19 protein-coding genes and 1 tRNA gene are annotated in these 17840 nt (G+C 65.0%); 10 read left to right on the forward strand and 10 right to left on the reverse strand.

Annotated elements, in window-relative coordinates:
* Nucleotides 1-12: 12 nt before the first annotated feature.
* The gene (locus tag NA5_RS29735) at nucleotides 13-549 is read right to left on the reverse strand and encodes a DUF4254 domain-containing protein (RefSeq protein WP_062992117.1); all 537 of its coding nucleotides are present in this window, start codon (nucleotides 547-549) and stop codon (nucleotides 13-15) included.
* 333 nt (nucleotides 550-882) lie between these two features.
* Between NA5_RS29735 and NA5_RS29740 the strand changes: the two genes are divergently transcribed.
* Both NA5_RS29740 and NA5_RS29745 read left to right on the forward strand, forming a co-directional pair.
* Nucleotides 883-1269 (forward strand): hypothetical protein, encoded by a 387-nt coding sequence (locus NA5_RS29740; protein ID WP_245672457.1) that lies wholly within the window; start codon nucleotides 883-885, stop codon nucleotides 1267-1269.
* Between the two features lie 167 nt (nucleotides 1270-1436).
* On the forward strand, nucleotides 1437-2111 hold the full coding sequence (locus tag NA5_RS29745) for a DUF4389 domain-containing protein (RefSeq protein WP_062992121.1): 675 nt from the start codon (nucleotides 1437-1439) through the stop codon (nucleotides 2109-2111).
* A 35-nt stretch (nucleotides 2112-2146) separates the two neighbouring features.
* On the opposite strand, the gene NA5_RS29750 is transcribed toward NA5_RS29745, so the two are convergent.
* The 3 genes from NA5_RS29750 to NA5_RS29760 all read right to left on the reverse strand — a co-directional run bounded on the left by NA5_RS29750 (nucleotide 2147) and on the right by NA5_RS29760 (nucleotide 4819).
* The gene (locus NA5_RS29750; protein WP_245672458.1) at nucleotides 2147-3010 is read right to left on the reverse strand and encodes an ABC transporter ATP-binding protein; all 864 of its coding nucleotides are present in this window, start codon (nucleotides 3008-3010) and stop codon (nucleotides 2147-2149) included.
* A 128-nt stretch (nucleotides 3011-3138) separates the two neighbouring features.
* Nucleotides 3139-3972 carry an ABC transporter permease gene (locus tag NA5_RS29755; RefSeq protein WP_062991992.1) on the reverse strand — a complete coding sequence of 278 codons (834 nt, stop codon included), beginning with the start codon at nucleotides 3970-3972 and terminating at the stop codon, nucleotides 3139-3141.
* A complete protein-coding gene (locus tag NA5_RS29760) occupies nucleotides 3965-4819 on the reverse strand; it encodes an ABC transporter permease (protein WP_245672459.1) in 855 nt (284 codons plus the stop codon). Before NA5_RS29760 ends, NA5_RS29755 begins: the two co-directional genes overlap by 8 nt.
* A 150-nt stretch (nucleotides 4820-4969) precedes the next feature.
* Here NA5_RS29760 and ectB point away from each other — a divergent pair, with 150 nt between their 5' ends.
* Nucleotides 4970-6226 (forward strand): diaminobutyrate--2-oxoglutarate transaminase, encoded by a 1257-nt coding sequence (ectB, locus tag NA5_RS29765; protein WP_062991994.1) that lies wholly within the window; start codon nucleotides 4970-4972, stop codon nucleotides 6224-6226.
* Here the strand turns inward: ectB and NA5_RS29770 are convergent, their stop codons facing one another.
* Nucleotides 6227-6886, reverse strand: a complete 660-nt coding sequence (locus tag NA5_RS29770; RefSeq protein ID WP_063813669.1) for a L,D-transpeptidase family protein — start codon at nucleotides 6884-6886, stop codon at nucleotides 6227-6229.
* A gap of 120 nt (nucleotides 6887-7006) precedes the next feature.
* Here NA5_RS29770 and NA5_RS29775 point away from each other — a divergent pair, with 120 nt between their 5' ends.
* From NA5_RS29775 to NA5_RS29790, 4 genes are all read left to right on the forward strand, one after another.
* On the forward strand, nucleotides 7007-7390 hold the full coding sequence (locus NA5_RS29775; protein ID WP_062992127.1) for a VOC family protein: 384 nt from the start codon (nucleotides 7007-7009) through the stop codon (nucleotides 7388-7390).
* 140 nt (nucleotides 7391-7530) lie between these two features.
* A complete protein-coding gene (locus NA5_RS29780; RefSeq protein WP_062991996.1) occupies nucleotides 7531-8007 on the forward strand; it encodes a DUF4383 domain-containing protein in 477 nt (158 codons plus the stop codon).
* 151 nt (nucleotides 8008-8158) lie between these two features.
* The gene (locus tag NA5_RS29785; protein WP_157110701.1) at nucleotides 8159-8767 is read left to right on the forward strand and encodes an Rv1733c family protein; all 609 of its coding nucleotides are present in this window, start codon (nucleotides 8159-8161) and stop codon (nucleotides 8765-8767) included.
* Nucleotides 8768-8809: 42 nt separating this feature from the next.
* Nucleotides 8810-9205: a hypothetical protein gene (locus NA5_RS29790; RefSeq protein ID WP_062992000.1), complete on the forward strand. Its 396-nt coding sequence runs from the start codon at nucleotides 8810-8812 to the stop codon at nucleotides 9203-9205.
* A gap of 22 nt (nucleotides 9206-9227) precedes the next feature.
* Here the strand turns inward: NA5_RS29790 and NA5_RS29795 are convergent, their stop codons facing one another.
* Nucleotides 9228-9821: a hypothetical protein gene (locus NA5_RS29795; RefSeq protein ID WP_062992002.1), complete on the reverse strand. Its 594-nt coding sequence runs from the start codon at nucleotides 9819-9821 to the stop codon at nucleotides 9228-9230.
* Between the two features lie 213 nt (nucleotides 9822-10034).
* A complete protein-coding gene (locus NA5_RS29800) occupies nucleotides 10035-10985 on the reverse strand; it encodes an NAD(P)/FAD-dependent oxidoreductase (RefSeq protein WP_062992004.1) in 951 nt (316 codons plus the stop codon).
* Here NA5_RS29800 and NA5_RS29805 point away from each other — a divergent pair.
* Together NA5_RS29805 and NA5_RS29810 are read left to right on the forward strand one after the other, a co-directional pair.
* Entirely contained in the window at nucleotides 10954-12489 is a 1536-nt protein-coding gene (locus NA5_RS29805; RefSeq protein ID WP_084484522.1) for an amino acid permease, read from the forward strand. The genes NA5_RS29800 and NA5_RS29805 overlap by 32 nt on opposite strands.
* 237 nt (nucleotides 12490-12726) lie before the next feature.
* Nucleotides 12727-14067, forward strand: a complete 1341-nt coding sequence (locus NA5_RS29810; RefSeq protein ID WP_062992008.1) for a serine/threonine-protein kinase — start codon at nucleotides 12727-12729, stop codon at nucleotides 14065-14067.
* Nucleotides 14068-14115: 48 nt separating this feature from the next.
* On the opposite strand, the gene NA5_RS29815 is transcribed toward NA5_RS29810, so the two are convergent.
* The 3 genes from NA5_RS29815 to NA5_RS29825 all read right to left on the reverse strand — a co-directional run bounded on the left by NA5_RS29815 (nucleotide 14116) and on the right by NA5_RS29825 (nucleotide 15561).
* Entirely contained in the window at nucleotides 14116-14550 is a 435-nt protein-coding gene (locus NA5_RS29815) for a DUF4189 domain-containing protein (protein ID WP_169811377.1), read from the reverse strand.
* A gap of 12 nt (nucleotides 14551-14562) precedes the next feature.
* Complete coding sequence (locus NA5_RS29820) at nucleotides 14563-15042, reverse strand: DUF4189 domain-containing protein (RefSeq protein ID WP_062992012.1); 480 nt, start codon at nucleotides 15040-15042, stop codon at nucleotides 14563-14565.
* A gap of 442 nt (nucleotides 15043-15484) precedes the next feature.
* Nucleotides 15485-15561: transfer RNA gene (locus NA5_RS29825), tRNA-Arg, on the reverse strand.
* A 222-nt stretch (nucleotides 15562-15783) separates the two neighbouring features.
* Here NA5_RS29825 and NA5_RS29830 point away from each other — a divergent pair.
* Nucleotides 15784-17823, forward strand: a complete 2040-nt coding sequence (locus NA5_RS29830) for a bifunctional copper resistance protein CopD/cytochrome c oxidase assembly protein (RefSeq protein ID WP_062992014.1) — start codon at nucleotides 15784-15786, stop codon at nucleotides 17821-17823.
* Nucleotides 17824-17840: the final 17 nt, after the last annotated feature.

Consider the following 17840-nt stretch of genomic DNA (forward strand, 5'->3'; position numbering starts at 1 on the left):
AACTCCCGCTGATCACCACACCGGCAGCCTGCGCCGGTGTTCGGTCACATCGGTGACCAGGTCCTTGTACCCGTCGGCCAGCTCGGCCAACCGACTCCACTGCAGTTGGGCGTCATCGTCCAACTGCAGTGGATGCGGCGGCTGGACCGGTGCCGAGATACCCAATGCGTGTTGTGCCGCAACCCATTTCGCTGCCATTCGATCGATGACGGCGCCCAGCGTCTCGGTGTGCAGCGAGGCGCCCGCGCGGTGCTCCACATTGCCGGCGACCCAATTGTCGATATGGCCGATCAGTTCGGTTCGGTGTGCGTCGAGGTCTTCGACCAGTTGCAGGCACCGCGCGACGCATCCGCTCGACGCGTCCGGCGCATGCGCCGCCAGTAGGGCATCGCGCCTGTGTTCATGGCATTCGACCAGTTCGCGTGCCGCGGCCAGCACACGGTGCCGGTGTCGATTCGGGCCGTGGGGTTGACGAAATGCGCGCAGTAGCGCCGATGGCGATGGCAGCTCGTCGGCTTCGATACGACCCGCTGCGTATTCGGTAGGCATGATGCACGCCCCTGCGGTGGCGATGGGTGTGTATTTGGATGCGCCAGGGCCGAGGAGGATTTCGGGGAGGGGCACCCCTCGGCTCCGGCGCAGCCCCGCACCCGGATCGCCCTCCACACAGTCGACCAGCACGGCAAAGAAACCGGGAAATCCGCGACGATGCGATGAGGAAGACGGCCCGAGAAAATCGGGACCTTTTCAGGAAAGCGCGATAGTCGAATCGGCGCAATAGCATGGTGTAGAAACAGATGAGCTGCCGGGAAATCGTTATGATCCGTTACGGATCGGTCACATAACCGCCGACTTTCCTACCTTGGTGAAATCGTTGAGCGCATGGGCAGCAACCACTTCCGGCGAGGCGCGCCCACGACGCCGTTCGATCGACTAGCCTCGGTCTTTGTGCCCGCCTATGTGTCTTCACCCGAGCTGACGTTCGGGTTCATGTTCGCGCTGGAAGATCCGGAGCGAATCGCCGAGGTCGTGCGCACGCTCATCCTCCGCAAGACGGTGTCGGTGTTTCGACTCGCGCGCCTGTCCGACGACGACGGCCCACCCGAACGCTATGTCGTGAACTGGGCGGTGATTCCGCAGATCTCGATCACCACCAGCGCCCCGGACCCGGACGAGCTGGAAGCCGGGCAGATCATGCTGGTGAACGCCTTCCTCGGCGAGGAGGGCGAGGTCAGTCTGTACTCGGCGCAGGGCCAAGCGCCGAGCTGAGGTTACAGCAGGGCCATTGCGGCACTGGGGGATTCGCCACGACGGCGGCCACCTTTTCGTTGGCGTGTCGGTATCGGAACGTGGTCTGGGCCGGAGGTCTGGTACGGGACAATCAGGACATTCCACTCGTTGTCGAGGCATCGAAGCACCTGGAAGGAGCATCGATCATGGAGCCCGAGAACACCGTCGCCGCCCCTGGCCCGGCCAACCCGGTTCGTGTCCGAGGAGATCTCGATCCCGCGCTATCGCGCTGGATGTGGCTGGTCAAATGGATCCTGGCCATCCCACACGCCATTATTCTGGTATTCCTCTATATCGCGTACGCGATCGTCTCGGTGGTCGCATTCTTCGCGATTCTGATCACCGGCAACTATCCGCGCGCACTGTTCGACTTCAATGTCGGCGTCATGCGCTGGGGTTGGCGGGTCGGCTTCTACGCCTACTCGGTCCTCGGCACGGATAGGTATCCGCCGTTCAGTCTGAAGTCGGATCCGGATTACCCGGCGGATCTGGAGATCGACTATCCGACGCAGCTGAGTCGTGGTCTGGCGCTGGTGAAATGGTGGCTGCTGGCCATTCCACACTATCTGATCCTCGCCGCGATATTCAGTGCGGGTATGGGCGGCAAGTACGGGTGGGGCGGATTTACGCTGGCGAATGTGCTGGTGCTGGTCGCAGTGCTGGCACTGCTTTTCACGGCGGTATATCCCAAGGCCCTGTTCGATTTCCTGCTCGGCCTGCACCGGTGGTCGATCCGGGTGGGTGCCTACGCCTCGCTGATGCGTGACGAATATCCGCCGTTCCGACTTGACCAGGGCGCTCGCGAACCCGAAAATACCTGAATATCAATCGAATCGGAGCCGGACAGCTGCGTCGGTCACCAGGCGGACTCATAGATCCGCCGGACCACGTCCTCGATGTCCGGCTCCTCTATGGACAGGTCGCGAACCTCGGCGCGATCGGCGACGTCGGCGAGAACCTGTGCGGCGGTGGTAGTTTCGGCATCGAAGGCCAATCGCTGGCGCATGCCCCCGCCCTCGCTGGTCAACAGTTCGGCGCCGGGCAGATCGTCGAGATTGCGGGTCGGTTCGGCCAGATCGACCACCAGCACCCGCCGCGCGCCCACCCGCACCGCCAGGCCGGTCAGTGAACCGTCGTACACCAGAGAGCCGCGGTCGACGACGAGCACCCGATCACAGAGCCGCTCGATATCGCCCATATCGTGGGTGGTCAGCAACAGTGTGGTGCCGCGCTCGGTGCGTTCGGCACGCAGGAATTCACGTAGTCGCTGTTTCGAGAGCACATCGAGGCCGATGGTCGGCTCGTCGAGGATGACCAATTCGGGCGAGTGCAGCAGCGCCGCGGCGACCTCGGCTCGCATGCGCTGGCCGAGCGAGAGCTGGCGCACCGGAGTGTCCAACGTTTCGGCCATCTCCAGTTGTTCGACCAACTCGTAGGTACGTTTTTGCGCGATATCGGATTCCAGCCGGTGGATCGCCGCTAGAATCGAAAACGATTCGCGCAGTGGTAGATCCCACCACAGCTGAGAGCGCTGCCCGAACACCACCCCGATTCGGGCGGCGAGTTCGCGCCGCTGTCGCACCGGATCGAGGCCGCAGGTGCGCACGGTGCCCGAGGTGGGAACCAGGATGCCGGTCAGCATTTTGATCGTGGTCGACTTGCCCGCCCCATTCGCACCGATATAGCCCACCGCCGAACCGCGTTCGATGCGAAATGTCATCCGGTCCACCGCGGTGAGCGTTTCGCGGCTGCGTCGCCAGCGATGTCCGTTCCTGCGGTACAAAATGAATTGCCTTGTCAGATTCTCGATCTCGATGATCGAGTCCGATAGCTCGCTGTCCGCCACGCTTATCCGCCGCCTCCCTGATAGTGCCGAGTGCCTAGTCGCCACAAACCCAACGCGAGCAGCCACACCCACAGTGCCGCCAGCGGTGCGCACCAGGCCAGCCAGGGCGGCAACAGCGGCGGGCCGGGTAGGTGCAGCAGTGCGATGGTCGGTAGATACGCCGTGAACGCGACCGGGATGGCGAAGCCGAATACCAGCTTCAGCGACGTCGGAAACACCGAAGCCGGTTGCATGGCCGCGAAGGAGCCGCCGTAGGTGAAACTGTTGGTCAGTTCCGCACCGTCGATCAGGTAGAACTGCGCGCCTGCGGCGCAGACGAATACCCCGCCGAACAGGGCGATGCCGCTGAACAGGCTGATCACCAGCAGTGCGAGGGTTTGCGGACCCCAAGCGAGATCGTTGCGAACGAGACCGAGCCCGAGCACGATGATCGCCACCGAGGCGCGGGCGAATCGGCGCAGCGAGATGTCACTGGTGATGAGCTGCAACAGAAGTGGCTGGGGTCGGAGGTGGTAGGCGTCGAGCACTCCGAGCCGGATCAGGGTCGGCAGTGAATCCAGGTGGCCGAATAGGACCTGGGCCAGTGCGAATCCGGAATTGCTCAAGCCGAACAGCAGCAGTGCGCCGTCCAGATCGAGGCCGCCGAGCACCCGGACATTGTGGTAGATGACCCACACCTCGGCGAATTCGACGATGCCGATCAGGAAGGCGCTGAATACCTCACTGGCGAAGGACAATCGGTATGCGCGCTGGGCCCGCATCCGCGACCGCAGCACCGCCGCGTACGGGGAGAACCAGGTACCGGCCGGTACGGGCGTATACGGGGGCTCAGCCACCCTGCACCTCCAGCCTGCGCCGCCCGGCCACCAGCAGCGCCCGGCCCACCGCACCGACCGCGAGTACCCAGAACAGCTGTGCGGCAACGACTGTCACGGCATCCATCCCGATGACCCGACCCGACAGGATGTCGATCGGCGACTGCAGGATCGACGGAAACGGAGTGGCCTGCGCGACGGTGCGCAGCCATGCCGGGAACATGTGGACCGGCACGAACAGCCCGGCCAGAAACGTGCCGCAAATCTGGTATAGCACTCGCAGCCCGCGAGTTTCCACCACCCAGAATCCGATCAATCCGACGGCGAAAAGGCATAGAAATGACAACGCGACGGCCAATATCACGCTGACCAGCCCGAGCACGTAGGGCCCCGGCGTGCCCGGCATCACCAGCCCGAAGGTAAGCACGCCGACCAGTACGCTCGGCACCCCGCGCGGCAGGATCGTGCACGAGGCGCGGCCGAGATCAACAGCGAGATAACTGAATTGGACATCGACCGGCCGCAAGAAATCGATCGCGATATCGCCGCTCTTGACCCGATCCACCAATTCCAGTGGTGGTCCCATGAATTGGGTCGCACCGAGCAGTCCCTGGGACAGCCACACGTAGGCGCCGATCGATCCCGCGTCGTAACCACCGAACCCGCCGGAGGCGCGCACCGCCGACATCATCACCGCCGCGCGCACGAATCCGAAGACGCAGTTGGTGAACAGGCCCGCGAACATCGCGAGTTTGTACTGGGATTGGCGCCGGAAACCGGCCCGCACGAGGTAGAGGTACAGCCGCGCGGTCCGCAGTGGGTGCGCTACGGCGAGCTGCGATCTGTTGCCCTCCACTCTGCCGCGCACAAACGGTTGACTCTACGGTGCGTCGGGGGACGCGCGGTAGGCAAGCGCGCCATTTTTGGAAAAGTGCGACAAACCCGCTGCACCAATGTTAGAAACACAGTCACTTCAGATTTGCCCGTGGGCGCTCGCGCACGACAGGAAGGATCGTCGATGACGCTTGTCGAGATGACCGTTTTCGAGACGCTCGAATCGAATGTGCGCGGGTACTGCCGGGCTTGGCCGACCGTCTTCGACACCGCAAGCGGGGCCTGGCTGCGCGATGAGAACGGCAAGGACTACCTGGACTTCTTCGCGGGCGCGGGCGCACTCAACTACGGCCATAACAATCCGGTGCTGAAGCGGGCACTGCTGGATTACATCGTCGGTGACGGCATCACGCACAGCCTCGACATGTCGACAATCGCCAAGCGACGGCTGCTGGAGGCCTTGCGTGACACGATTTTCGAGCCGCGCGGACTGGACTACAAGGTGCAGTTTCCCGGTCCGTCCGGCGCGAATGCCGTCGAGGCCGCGTTGAAGTTGGCGCGCAAGGTCACCGGACGTCAGACGGTTCTCAACTTCACCAACGCTTTCCATGGGATGTCGCTCGGTGCGTTATCGGTGACCGGCAATGCCGCCAAACGCGCCGCTGCCGGTGTGCCGCTGCCGCATGCGATGCCCATGCCCTACGACGGTTTCCTCGACGCCGCCGACGACCTGCGCTGGATGCGGCGGGCCCTGGACGACTCGTCCTCGGGTTTGGACAAGCCCGCCGCGGTGATCGTGGAGACGATACAGGGCGAGGGCGGGGTGAATGTGGCCCGCTCGCAATGGCTGCGGCAGCTGGCCGAATTGTGCCGAGCGCGCGGAATTCTACTGATCGTCGACGATGTGCAGATGGGTTGCGGACGGACCGGTGGGTTTTTCTCCTTCGAGTTCGCTGGCATCACTCCCGACATCGTGACGCTGTCCAAATCCATCGGCGGGTACGGATTGCCCATGGCGCTGGTGCTTTTCAAGCCCGAACTCGATCAGTGGGCGCCCGGTGAGCACAACGGCACCTTTCGCGGCAACAATGCGGCATTCGTCACCGCACGGGTTGCGCTCGAGCACTACTGGTCCGATAGCGCCCTGGAGATTTCGACAGTGGCCAAAGGCGAGCGCACGGCACGCGCGCTCGCCGACATCGCGGCAGCGTTTCCCGGCGTCTCGACACGCGGGCGTGGGCTGGTGCACGGCATCGTGTTCGAGGAAGCCTCACGCGCGGGCAAGGTGTGCCAGCTCGCCTTCGAGCGCGGGCTGCTCGTGGAGACCTCGGGTTCGGCCGACGAAGTGGTAAAGCTATTGCCGCCGTTGACGATCAGCGAGGACGAATTGGATCGGGGGCTGTCGCTGCTCGCCGGTGCGGTGGCGGCGATCTGCGGATAGCTACCTGCTACCGATATTGATGACCGGGTGTGCGCTCGGATCCAGCCATCGCATGACGGCCTCGAGGTCGGCAGCCGGGATCGACACGCATCCAGCGGTCGGGCGCCCGGTTTCGACGTGCAGGAAGAAGGCCGAACCGGCGCCCGCGACGACGGGCTCGCGGTTGTAGTCGATCACGACGGCATATTCGTACGCCGGACCGGCTCGACCCAGGTTCTCGCTCGCGCTCTCGTTGAATTGACAAGTGCCAGTGGCACATTGCGCGTAGTGGTTGTAACTCGGTGAGCCGGTATCGGAGACCCACCAGTCCTGTGCGCCGACCTGCCGATAAGGCAGCCGGGTTCCGTCGTTCGGCGCGATCCCGAAGGCCTCGCTCAGCGTCCATACACCGGCGGGAGTGTGCGCCGAGTCCTCGCTGGCTCGGCCGATGCCATCGCGCCCGACATAGGCCAGCACCGGACCGATCTCGGCGCGCCAGCCACCTGAAGTGCGTTGCCACGCAGTCAGTGTCGCGGTCGTGTCGGCGGCGTGTTCGGCGACGACCGTGACGACCTGGCGGGCATCGCCGTGGTACGGCAGGGGCAGCTCGGACTTCGACGTGCTGGTGCATGCGGCCACGCCAGCCAACAGCACGATGAGCAGCACTATGCGTTTCGACAAAGGAAACCTCCCGACGGGCGTCGACCCTAATGCAGATTCCGCCCTTGTCGCGGCAGGCGGTTCGAGTGTCCGCGCGCGGGTACGCGATGAACATTGCCGCGACATACAGGAGGTCGAATGATGACGGAAGGCAAGGTCGGCAGTCTGCGCACTGTCGTATTGGATTGCCCGGATCCGCCGAAGCTCGCCGAGTTCTATGCCCGCCTGCTCGGCGCCGAACCGACCGAGACGTCGGATGACACCTGGGTCGTCATCGAAGAACCCGGCGGTAGGCGTCTGGCATTCCAATACGCGCCGCAATATCGACCACCGCGGTTCCCGGATCCGGAAGCATCCCAGCAGATACATTTCGATGTGCTGGTGGACGAGATCGAGGAGGCCGAGCCACGGGCGCTCGCGCTGGGCGCGCGGTTGGTGCAGGCCAATGACGACAACCAGTTCCGCGTCTATGCCGATCCCGTCGGACACACCTTCTGCCTCATCTGGCTGCACGGGCGGTCCTGAGCGCTGGACCTGCGGGTATCCCCGTTTGTCCGCACGTCGCGCGGGTATGACGCAGGTGACTGCCGCAACCGGCAGTCGTTGGAATCAGTCGCACGAAACGGGCGCCTGTTCGGACGCCTGGTTCGGGAGAGGCAGGCACCATGGCCGCGCATCACGCGCAAACCTCAATCGCGCATTGGAAGCCGTTGCGCATCGCGGCGGCGGCGGTCGGCGCGGTGTTCCTGGTGGTCGGCGTGCTCGGCTTCATACCGGGCGTCACCACGAATTACGACAGCATGGAATGGGCCGGACACACCTCGGACGCCCAACTTCTCGGGCTGTTCAATGTTTCGATCCTGCACAACGTGGTCCACCTGTTGTTCGGCGTAGTCGGCCTGCTGGCATCGCGCACAGCGCTCGCCTCCCGGGCGTTCCTGCTCGGCGGCGGTCTCATCTATCTGGTGCTGTGGTTGTACGGGTTGGTCACCGACCGGCACAGCAATGCGAACTTCATCCCGCTGAACACCGCCGACAACTGGCTGCACTTCGCACTCGGCGTCGGCATGGTCGCCGTCGGGGCCGCGCTCGGTTGGTCGGGCAGAGGCGTAACCGGGTCGGCGCGTCCGTCGATTCAATAGGCGTCGATGAAGCCCGCTCGGACGTGTGCCCGAGTGGGTTTGTCCGTGTTCCGGGTATCCGCCGCTGCATCAACCGGCGATACGGGGGAATGCCCGGGATAGGAGTCGCGGTGGTGTGCGGACCGTGGCTTGGTGGTAGGAGGTGATGAAGGTGTCGGAGTTGCCGACGTGGCCGGTGCGGAGCTGGCGGATGCAGCCCTGGAATCCCAGTCCGCTGATGCGAGTCTCCGATCGGGTGGAAGGGCTCGTTCGCATCATGGCCGTCCTGGTGCTGCTGATCGCCGTGCCCACTGCCGCCGCGGCAGGTACCGCGGCCTACAGCTCGGCATCCGAACGGATCCGCACCGAGAACGCGACGAAAGTCGTTGTGACAGGGACCATTATCGGTAACCCGGCCCGGGTCACCGCACCCATCTCGGACCGCAACGCGACAGTGCGCGACCACTTCGAGGCACAGGTGTCCTGGACCCACGATGGCAAATCCGGCACCGCGACCGTCGGCGTCCCGGATGCCGCCGAACGCGGTCAGCCCGCCCCCGTGTGGCTGGGCCCGGATGGCAGACCGACCACCCCGCCCGAACAGTCCAGTGCCGCCGCCGTGCACGGCATCGGTGTCGGCATCGCGGTCTTGCTCGAAATCTGGTGCGGCGCAGTAGCAGTCGTCTGGGCAACCAGCTGGGTACTGAACCGTCGCCGCCACATCCGCCTGGACCGGGAATGGCGTCAATTCAGCCATCCGACCGGTCAAGGCAGCCTGTGATGCGCTCGGCGGGTACCCCGGCAGCGGACTACGATCGCTCGCGTGAGCGCACCGATACTTCGAGCATTCGATGCGAGCGGACGGACGCTCGCTGACCCGACCGACACCGAGGTGCACGACCTGTTCGCGGACCTGAACGCACGCTGGCCGTTCGCGATCGTGGAACGACTCGATCGCGAGCCGTCGGAGCAATTCTATTTCCAGATCCACCTCGATTACGTCGGTGACCAGGACCCGGACCTCGACGAGGAGGTCGATGTCGATTACGACGTCGAGTTCCGCGACGGTGGTCCGGACAAGCACTACCGTGCCAGGATCACCGGCTTAAACGGCTTCGTCGGTATGGATCTCGTGAATAAGGTGTATCGGGCATGGCGGTCCGAAGATCCCGGACTGGCGAATCTGCTGCCGTGGGAATTGATGGAACTCGACGGCTGAGATACCCGAACGGACGTTGTCATCACTTGCTCAGGGCCTTGCCGCCGTTCGGGGCCACTGCGAACCAGGTTCCGCCGACGCCTTGGCCGAGCAGATCACCCGGCTTGGTGTCTTTCGAGAAGTAGTACACCGGCCAACCGCCGACGGTGATCTGGCAGGAGCCGTCGGCACGTTCGATGAATCCGACGAGTTGGGGGTCGACGCCCACGGCATAGAGCACTTGATCGCGGGTGACAGTCAGCGGCGGCCAGGTTACGGCGCACTGCCCGGCGCAGTTGGATACCGACGGATTCGCCGTATCCTTGTCGAACCGGTACAGCGACCGGCCGGTTCCGTCCGAAACATACTGTCCGACAGCAGGGTTGCTGGTCACCCGGAGTTGCACCGCATTCGCGGTTCCTGCCGGGGCCTGGCCCGCGTAGATCTTCAGCCAGCCTTGGGTTTTCGCTACCGCGGGTGCCTGTGCCGCGACGGGCACTGCTGCCGCAACCGCCGACGTCTGCGCCGTCGCCGCGGGGCTTTTCTCGCCACCGCATGCGCTGAGCAGGCCCGCGAGCACGACAGCGGCGGCCGAGACGGGCACAATGGCACGCTGAAAATGCTTGGCTGAATTCATCTTTCGAACCCTTCGTCGCTATTCGACAAGGTGCACACCGCATCTCGTCCCCGGTACCACGAGCGAGGGCAACCATTTGGTTCACGGGATTCGCCACTGTCGCGGTGTTCGCTATCTCACAGCGCGGGTTAGTTAACGATGTTCGGCGCTCGGATATGACAGCAGGTTCGGATCCGCCGATGAGCGGTCCGGTTGTGCTTACCTCCGCTCGGCTCACAGTGTGTCGATGAGCGCCGACACCTCGCGGGCGCAGCCGTGGGCGATCGTGATGCCGGAGCCGCCATGGCCGTAGTTGTGGATTACCGGAATCGATGAGGAGTCGGCTTCGGCGATCTCGAGCCGGACTTCGGCGCGGCCCGGCCGCAGCCCGACGACTGTTTCGATGACCTCGGCACCGGCCAACTGCGGTACGAGATCACGGCATCGGCGCAGAATCGACTGTGTCAGTTCCGGATCGGGTGTGCGATCCCATGCTCCCGGCTCCAGTGACCCGCCGAGAATGCAGTCGTGGCTGCGGGGGTGGACGTAGGCGCGCCCCAAGGGGTGTGCTTCGTCGCGCACCGACACCGAGACGCCCGGGTTGGTGGTGCGCACGATCTGGCCCCGGATCGGGTAGACCTCGGCGTCGTCGGCCAGCGAACCGGCGCGCAGGCCCGCACAGTTGACGATGACATCGGGCGCCAGATCGTCAAGTTCGTCCAGGCTCCGGACGGTCCGCCGAACCCAGTACGCGCCCGCCCGGCGAACCTGAGATGCCAACCACGGCAAGAAGATCGGCATCTCGAGCAGCGGAACGGCGAACCGGAACCCGAAGCGGTAGTTCGGCGGTAGCTCGTCCGGCCGGGCCAGCCGGAACGCTTGTACCGCCCCGGACCAGGAAGGCTTCGCCGGTTCGTCGCGATAAACGGCGAGCGATTCACACATGCGCGCACCAGGTGTACCGGCGTGCGCGAGTCGTTCCAGATGGGTGAACGTTTCGACGCTCCAGGCGGCCACCCGATCGGTCGGCCCCGCAGCGGTGGGGAACCACACCGCGGCGGCGAGGAACGATGTCGTCGAGTCGATGGGCTCCGCGCTCACCACCACGACATGGTGCCCGCCGCGCAGTAGCTCGAATGCCGTTGACAGGCCGATGATTCCGGATCCGACTACCACCGCTCGCACAGCGATTATTTTAACACCATTGAGTGTGCCGTTATTTGACGATACATTATTCAACGATACGCTTCGAAGCGCGGGAGGCACTGTGACTGACGTATTGCACGACGAGGACGTCGGGTATCACAAGAGTCTCCGGCCGCGTCAGCTACAGATGATCGCGATCGGCGGCGCCATCGGGACCGGACTGTTCCTCGGTGCGGGCGGTCGGTTGGCCAGCGCCGGTCCCGGGCTGGTCCTGGTCTACGCGGTGTGTGGCGTGTTCGTCTTCTTCGTGCTCCGCGCGTTGGGCGAGTTGGTGTTGCACCGTCCGTCGTCGGGATCATTCGTCTCCTACGCCCGCGAGTTCTACGGCGAGAAACTGGCCTATGCGGTCGGCTGGATGTATTTCTTCCACTGGTGCATGAGCGGCATCGTGGATATCACCGCCATCGCCACCTACGTCCACTACTGGTCCGCGTTCGGCGCGATCCCGCAGTGGGTCATCGCGCTGATCGCGCTTGCGATAGTGGTGGCCATCAATCTGGTGTCGGTGCGCTGGTTCGGCGAGCTGGAGTTCTGGGCCGCACTGATCAAAGTTATTGCGCTGGTGAGCTTTCTGGTGATCGGCACGGTGTTTCTCGTCGGCCGCTTCCGGATAGCGGGCGAGAGTACCGGGCCCGGTGTGCTGCGCGATCACGGCGGCCTGTTCCCGACCGGGTTGCTTCCCTTGGTGGTCGTCACCACTGGTGTCGTATTCGCCTATTCCGCAGTCGAATTGGTGGGCACCGCCGCCGGAGAGGCCGAAAATCCCGAGAAGATCATGCCGCGCGCCATCAACTCGGTGATCGCACGCATCGCCGTGTTCTATGTCGGTTCGCTGGTGCTGCTCAGCCTGCTGCTGCCCTACACCGCCTTCCGGGCGGGGCAAAGCCCGTTCGTTACCTTCTTCGCCAAAATCGGTGTGGAAGGGGCGGATTCGGTCATGAACCTGGTCGTGCTGACGGCGGCATTCTCCAGTCTCAATGCGGGCCTGTACTCGACCGGCCGAATCCTGCGCTCGATGTCGATGAGCGGCAGCGCCCCCGCCCGCGCGGCGAAACTGTCGGCGAATGGCGTTCCCTACGTTGGGATTCTGGCCACCGGTGCGATCGCCCTGACCGGCGTCGGACTCAACGCGGTGGTCCCCGAGCAGGCATACGAGATCGTGCTGAACATGTCGGCCCTCGGCGTCATCACCGCGTGGGCGGCAATCGTGCTGTGCCAATTGCAACTATGGCGCTGGTGGCGCGACGGCCGCGCGACCCGCCCCGCGTTCCGCCTGATCGGCACCCCTTACACCAGCATCGCCACCCTGGTCTTCCTTGCCGGTGTGGTAGCGCTGATGGCGAGCAGTGGCAGCACAGAACAGCGCAGCGCCATCGTCGCCGTCCCCCTGATCATGGTCCCAGTGCTGGTCGGTGGGTGGTTCCTCAGGCGACGAACAACCGATGCCGTCCAGACGGTGGAGGACACCGAATCGTCTCATTAGAACGCGGCGGCTGGACGTGACCGTCTCGAGCTCGGCCAAGATCCACTGTGCTACCGCGCATCTCAGCTATCAGCGTGGTGGGCGTTCGTAAGACAGGTGGGCGGTATCGCTCGGCGACCCAACCCTGTGGCACCGCAGCGGCTTCCCAGCCGGAGCACCACCGGGTTGATAGGTTCTCTCAGGACCGCACCGCTGTTCGGAGATAACGGCCTGTTGCGTGCGGCGGGGAGGAGCGTAGTGAGTTTGCAGCCGGGGACGCTATTCGCCGGGTTCACCATCGAGCGGGTGCTCGGTGCTGGCGGTATGGGCACCGTGTATCTGGCCGGGCATCCGCGATTGCAGCGCCGGGTGGCGTTGAAGGTGCTCGCCGACACGTTCACCGTGGATCCGAAGACGCGCTCCGCCTTCGACCGTGAAGCGACGCTCGCCGCCAAACTGGACCACCCGAATATCGTCTCGGTCTACGACCGCAGCGCTGCCGATGATCCGGCGCTGTGGCTGGCGATGCGATACATCGACGGCGGTGACGCGGCCGCATTGCTGAACGACCATCCGGACGGGCTGGCACCCGCACGGGCTGTGCGATTGCTCGCCGATGCGGCGCACGCATTGGATTACGCGTACGCACAGGGGGTACTGCATCGGGATGTGAAACCGGCGAATCTGCTGATCGAGAACGATCGCAGGCACGGCGAGCGTGCGGTGCTCACCGATTTCGGGATCGCGCGCACCCTCGACGACACCGTCACCCTGTCCGGTATCGCCGCCACCTTCGCCTATGCCGCGCCGGAACGGTTCAGCGGTGCGCCCGCCGACCACCGTGCCGATATCTATTCATTGGGTTGCACCCTGTTTCAATTGCTGACCGGGCAGCCGCCGTTCCCGCGCAAGGATCAGGCGGCCGTGGTCGGTGCCCACTTGGCCGCGCCACCGCCCGCGCCGCACGAACTGCGGCCGGAGCTGCCCGCCGAACTGGACGTCGTGATCGCCACCGCGCTGGCCAAGGCGCCGCACGATCGGTATCCCACCTGCACCGCCCTCGCCGAGGCAGCGGCACGTGCGGTGGCGGCGCGTCCCGAATTGCCACGGCCGGTTGCGGTTTCGAGCGGTACGGTGCCGGATCAAGCGGCCGTGCCGACCGTCGTTCGCCTCGCGGGCGCGCCGTTGCGTGGGCCGATCGATCCGAGCCCGCCGCAGTCGGCCGAGATCATCGCGGAGTCGACGGCCGATGCCGACAGTTCGGCTCGTCGGCGGTTGGCGTTGGTGTCGGGACTGTTGCTGGTCGGTGCGGGCCTGGCAATCGGTGCGGCGTTAATGGTGCGCGGCGATCCCGCATCATCTGGGACGGCGACATCGTCCACCGTTGTGCCACAACAAGTTACGTCGACAGCCGCACCGGTTACGAGCAGCGAGCAGGCCACCTCGACGCCGTCACCGGCCAGTATTCCGCCGCCGGACACCTCCGAACAGCCTGCCCGACAATCAGTGCCCACTTATACCGTCCAGCGGCCCTCGCCCCCCACCGTCGAGGCGCCGCAGGTGGTTCCCCAGACACGATCGCGCCAGTGGGGCGGGTGAACCGGGCCGGGCTCACCCGGCGTACGATCTGCACCTCGAACGCCGGGCTCACCCGGCGTTCGAGGTGCAGATCGTGTCCAAGACGAACGCTGGCTTGGTAATTTCGAGGAGCGGTGTGCCGAGGTCGGGGCCCGCCAGCCGTCTCGCCTCCTGTTCCGCCGCGGCGGCCGTGCGGCCGGTTCCGGTGAAGTACATGGGCGCGGTGCCGAACGGCGTCCGCCCGTCACGTTCGACCACCGCGCCGCACTCGTTGTGAATCCGTGCCACGATCCGGCAGCCGACCCCGTCACCGCACACTTCCATGGCCGCCTGGTCCGCGGCGAACGGGGTCGGATAGTCGGTCGCTTCGCCGACGCTGAAAACCGAGACAGAGATCGCGCCGTACAGATCCCCTGCCGCATGCGCGGTTCCGGCCGCGGTACCGATGATCGCCCCGACAACCGGAATCACCATGGCCAGTGCGGACTTCCCCAACAGTGACATGCCCATCAATCCTCACCCGGCGTTCGACGTACAGACGGTGTCCAAGACGAATGCCGCCTGTGGAATCGAGCTGCCCGACACCATGAGCAGCGGGTTGCCGAGCTGGTCTGGACCCGCAGCCCATCTGGCGCTCTGTTCCGCTTCGGCGGCCGTGGCACCGGTTCCGACGTAATAGAGGGGCGCGGAACCCCACAAACTCCGCATGTCGCGTTCGATCACCGCGCCGCACTCGTTGTGAATCCGCGCTTTGATAGTGCACGCGACGCTCATCCACGGTTCCAAGGTGTCCCCGCGACCGGCGCACGATTTGATGGCAGCCTCGTCCGCGGCGGCCTGGGTCGGATAGTCGGTCGCAACGCCGACCCGGTAGCCCCAGATGGCGATCGCGCCGTACAGATTTCCGGCCGCGTGTGCGGTCCCGGCTCCGGCGACGACCAGCGCCCCGCTAGCCGGAACCACCATGGCCAGAGCCAACTTTCGCAACAGCGACATGCAATGAACCCCCGAGCTGGAACAGCAATACCGGGGAGATCATTGCGGCAATCGCGTCGACTGTCCAGCCCCGCCCCTTTCCGTGGTGGAGAAGCCGACGCCCCGGAAAGTTCAGACGTTTCGTCTCCGTCCAGATGGCGGGTGACTCCGAATCGTCTCAGTGGAACCGCCGCAAAGATCTCGGCGAGTTGTTGAAGAAGTCTGATTTTCCCCGTTTAAGCGGTGGTCTGGGGTGGTACCTATCCCACGGCAGGCCGTGACCTCTGCATACTTCGGGCTACTCGGATGGGAAATCGGTCACAGACGTGACAACTGAATCGGTGAGTTTCCGAGTGTTACTCGGGGACGAACCCTCGAAATTGGATCCGCGTACGGCCGACAGAGGGTGAGACGACGTGCGCGGTACCCGTCTGCCCGCGTAAACGCGAACGGACGGGCTGCGTGGCGCCCCCGGCAGGAATCGAACCTGCGACCTAGGGATTAGAAGGCCCTTGCTCTATCCAACTGAGCTACGGAGGCAGTGGGTTCCACCATGGCCGACATTGGCCGTGCTGTCCAGCGCGCCAAGTATAGCGACCGTCCAGATCGCTAGGTTCTCAGCTTCAGCAACATTTCAGCCACCTGCGGTGTGCGGGCCAAGCGAGTCGCGGCATGATCGACATCGCACCTCCGATCCGTTAGCCACCATATCGGCCCAAACCCCGCCGGGCCACGCATTAAGGGCCGACTACGCTCAGTGCCATGTCGTCACCGCAGGACCAGCCCGTCGCACCCGAGCTCGAAGCGGGTAAGCCGGGCTCCCGGGCGAGCTTCGCGACATTGACCGTACTGGCCGGTGCGATCGCGGCGGTGGTCGCCGCGATGATCGTCGGACTGTCCGCGGCGCAGGCGTTGAGCCTGCTCGGCATTCCGGATCCGGGATCGCTGACCACCTATGGCCTGCCCGCGGTCCGCGCACTCGCCGATCTGTCCGCAGCGCTGACCGTTGGTTCGCTGCTGCTCGCCGCGTTCCTGGTGCCGCCGCAGTCCAATGGGCTGCTCGATGTCGGCGGATATCGCGCGGTGCGGCGCGCCTCGAACTTCGCGTTGACATGGGCGTGTTGTGCGGCACTGCTCATCCCGCTGACGGTCTCGGACACCACCGGGCAGCCGGTGCGGCAGATCTGGCGCCCGGAGCAGTTGTGGCGCGCGATCGATCAAGTGGAGCTGGCCCAGGCTTGGCGCACGACGGTGGTGCTCGCGCTGATCGTCGCGGTGGGTTGCCGACTCGCGCTGCGGTGGGGATGGGCCCCGGTGCTGTTCGGCGGCGCGATCGTGGCGATGATGCCGCTGGCACTGACCGGACATTCGTCCGCGGGCGGCGCGCATGACCTGGCCACCAACAGCCTGATCCTGCATCTGGTTTCGGCCGCGGTGTGGGTCGGTGGATTGTTCGCGGTGCTCGCGCACGCGATGCGTGGCGGGGAACACACCGATATCGCGGCCGGGCGGTTCTCGCTCACCGCCACCATCGCCTTCGTGGTGATCGGCGTCAGTGGTGTGATCAATTCCTGGGTGCGGGTGCCGTGGAGCGATCTGTTCACCACCACCTACGGCCGACTCGTGATCGCCAAGGCCGGTGCACTGGTGGTGCTCGGCGTATTCGGCTATATGCAGCGCCGCGCCAGCCTGCCCGCGCTCGCCGCGAATCCGCGCGACCGGGCCGCGCTCATCCGATTCGGTGGGCTGGAGGTGCTGATCTTCGCGGCGACCATGGGTCTGGCCGTCGGGTTGGGGCGCACGCCGCCACCGCCGCCGACCAGCGTGCCGACACCGGCCGAGGTGGAACTCGGCTACAACCTCGACGGCCCGCCGACGGCCGCGCGAATACTGTTCGACTGGCGCTTCGACTTGATCTTCGGCACGCTGGCCATCGTGCTTGCCGTGCTGTACCTGCTCGGGGTGCGGCGGTTGCGCGCGCGCGGCGATGCCTGGCCGATCGGGCGGACCATCGCCTGGCTCTCGGCCTGCGTGATCCTGCTTTTCGCCACCTCCTCCGGGGTGGGCCGGTATTCGCCAGCGGTCTTCAGCGTGCACATGGGACAGCACATGGCGTTATCGATGCTCGCGCCGATTCTGTTCGCGCTCGGCGGTGCGGTCACCCTGGCACTGCGGGCATTGCCAGCGGCTGGGCGTACCGGTGTTTCCGGGCCGCGGGAGTGGATTCTGGCCGCGGTGCACAATCCGGTCTCGCGTTTTCTGACCCATCCGATCGTCGCGTCGGTGATCTTCGTCGGCGGGTTCTACGCCCTGTACATGGGCGGCATCTACGACTCGTTCGTCGATTCCCACGCTGCGCATCTGCTGATGAATCTGCATTTCCTGCTCAGCGGCTATCTGTTCTATTGGGTGGTCATCGGCATCGACCCCAAACCGCGCCAAGTGCAGCCGCTGACGAAGCTGGGCATGGTGTTCGGTTCGCTGCCCTTCCACGCCTTCTTCGGCATCGCGCTGATGAGCATGACCACCGTGATGGGCGGCTGGTTCTTCCGCAGTCTTGCCCTCGGCTGGAACAGCGACCTGCTCGGTGATCAGCGCACCGGCGGTAGCCTGGCGTGGGCCAGTGGTGAGCTGCCGTTGGTCGTGGTGATGTTGGCACTGCTCATCCAGTGGTCACGCAGCGACGCGAAACTCGCGAAGCGGACCGACCGGGCCGCCGACCGCGACCACGACGCGGAGCTGGCCGCCCACAATGCCATGTTCGCCGAACTGGCCAAACGTGATCGAGGAATACGTCATTGAGCTCCCATCGAGGTGCA

It is taken from the genome of Nocardia anaemiae NBRC 100462 (genome assembly GCF_001612725.1).
Lineage (GTDB): Bacteria > Actinomycetota > Actinomycetes > Mycobacteriales > Mycobacteriaceae > Nocardia > Nocardia anaemiae.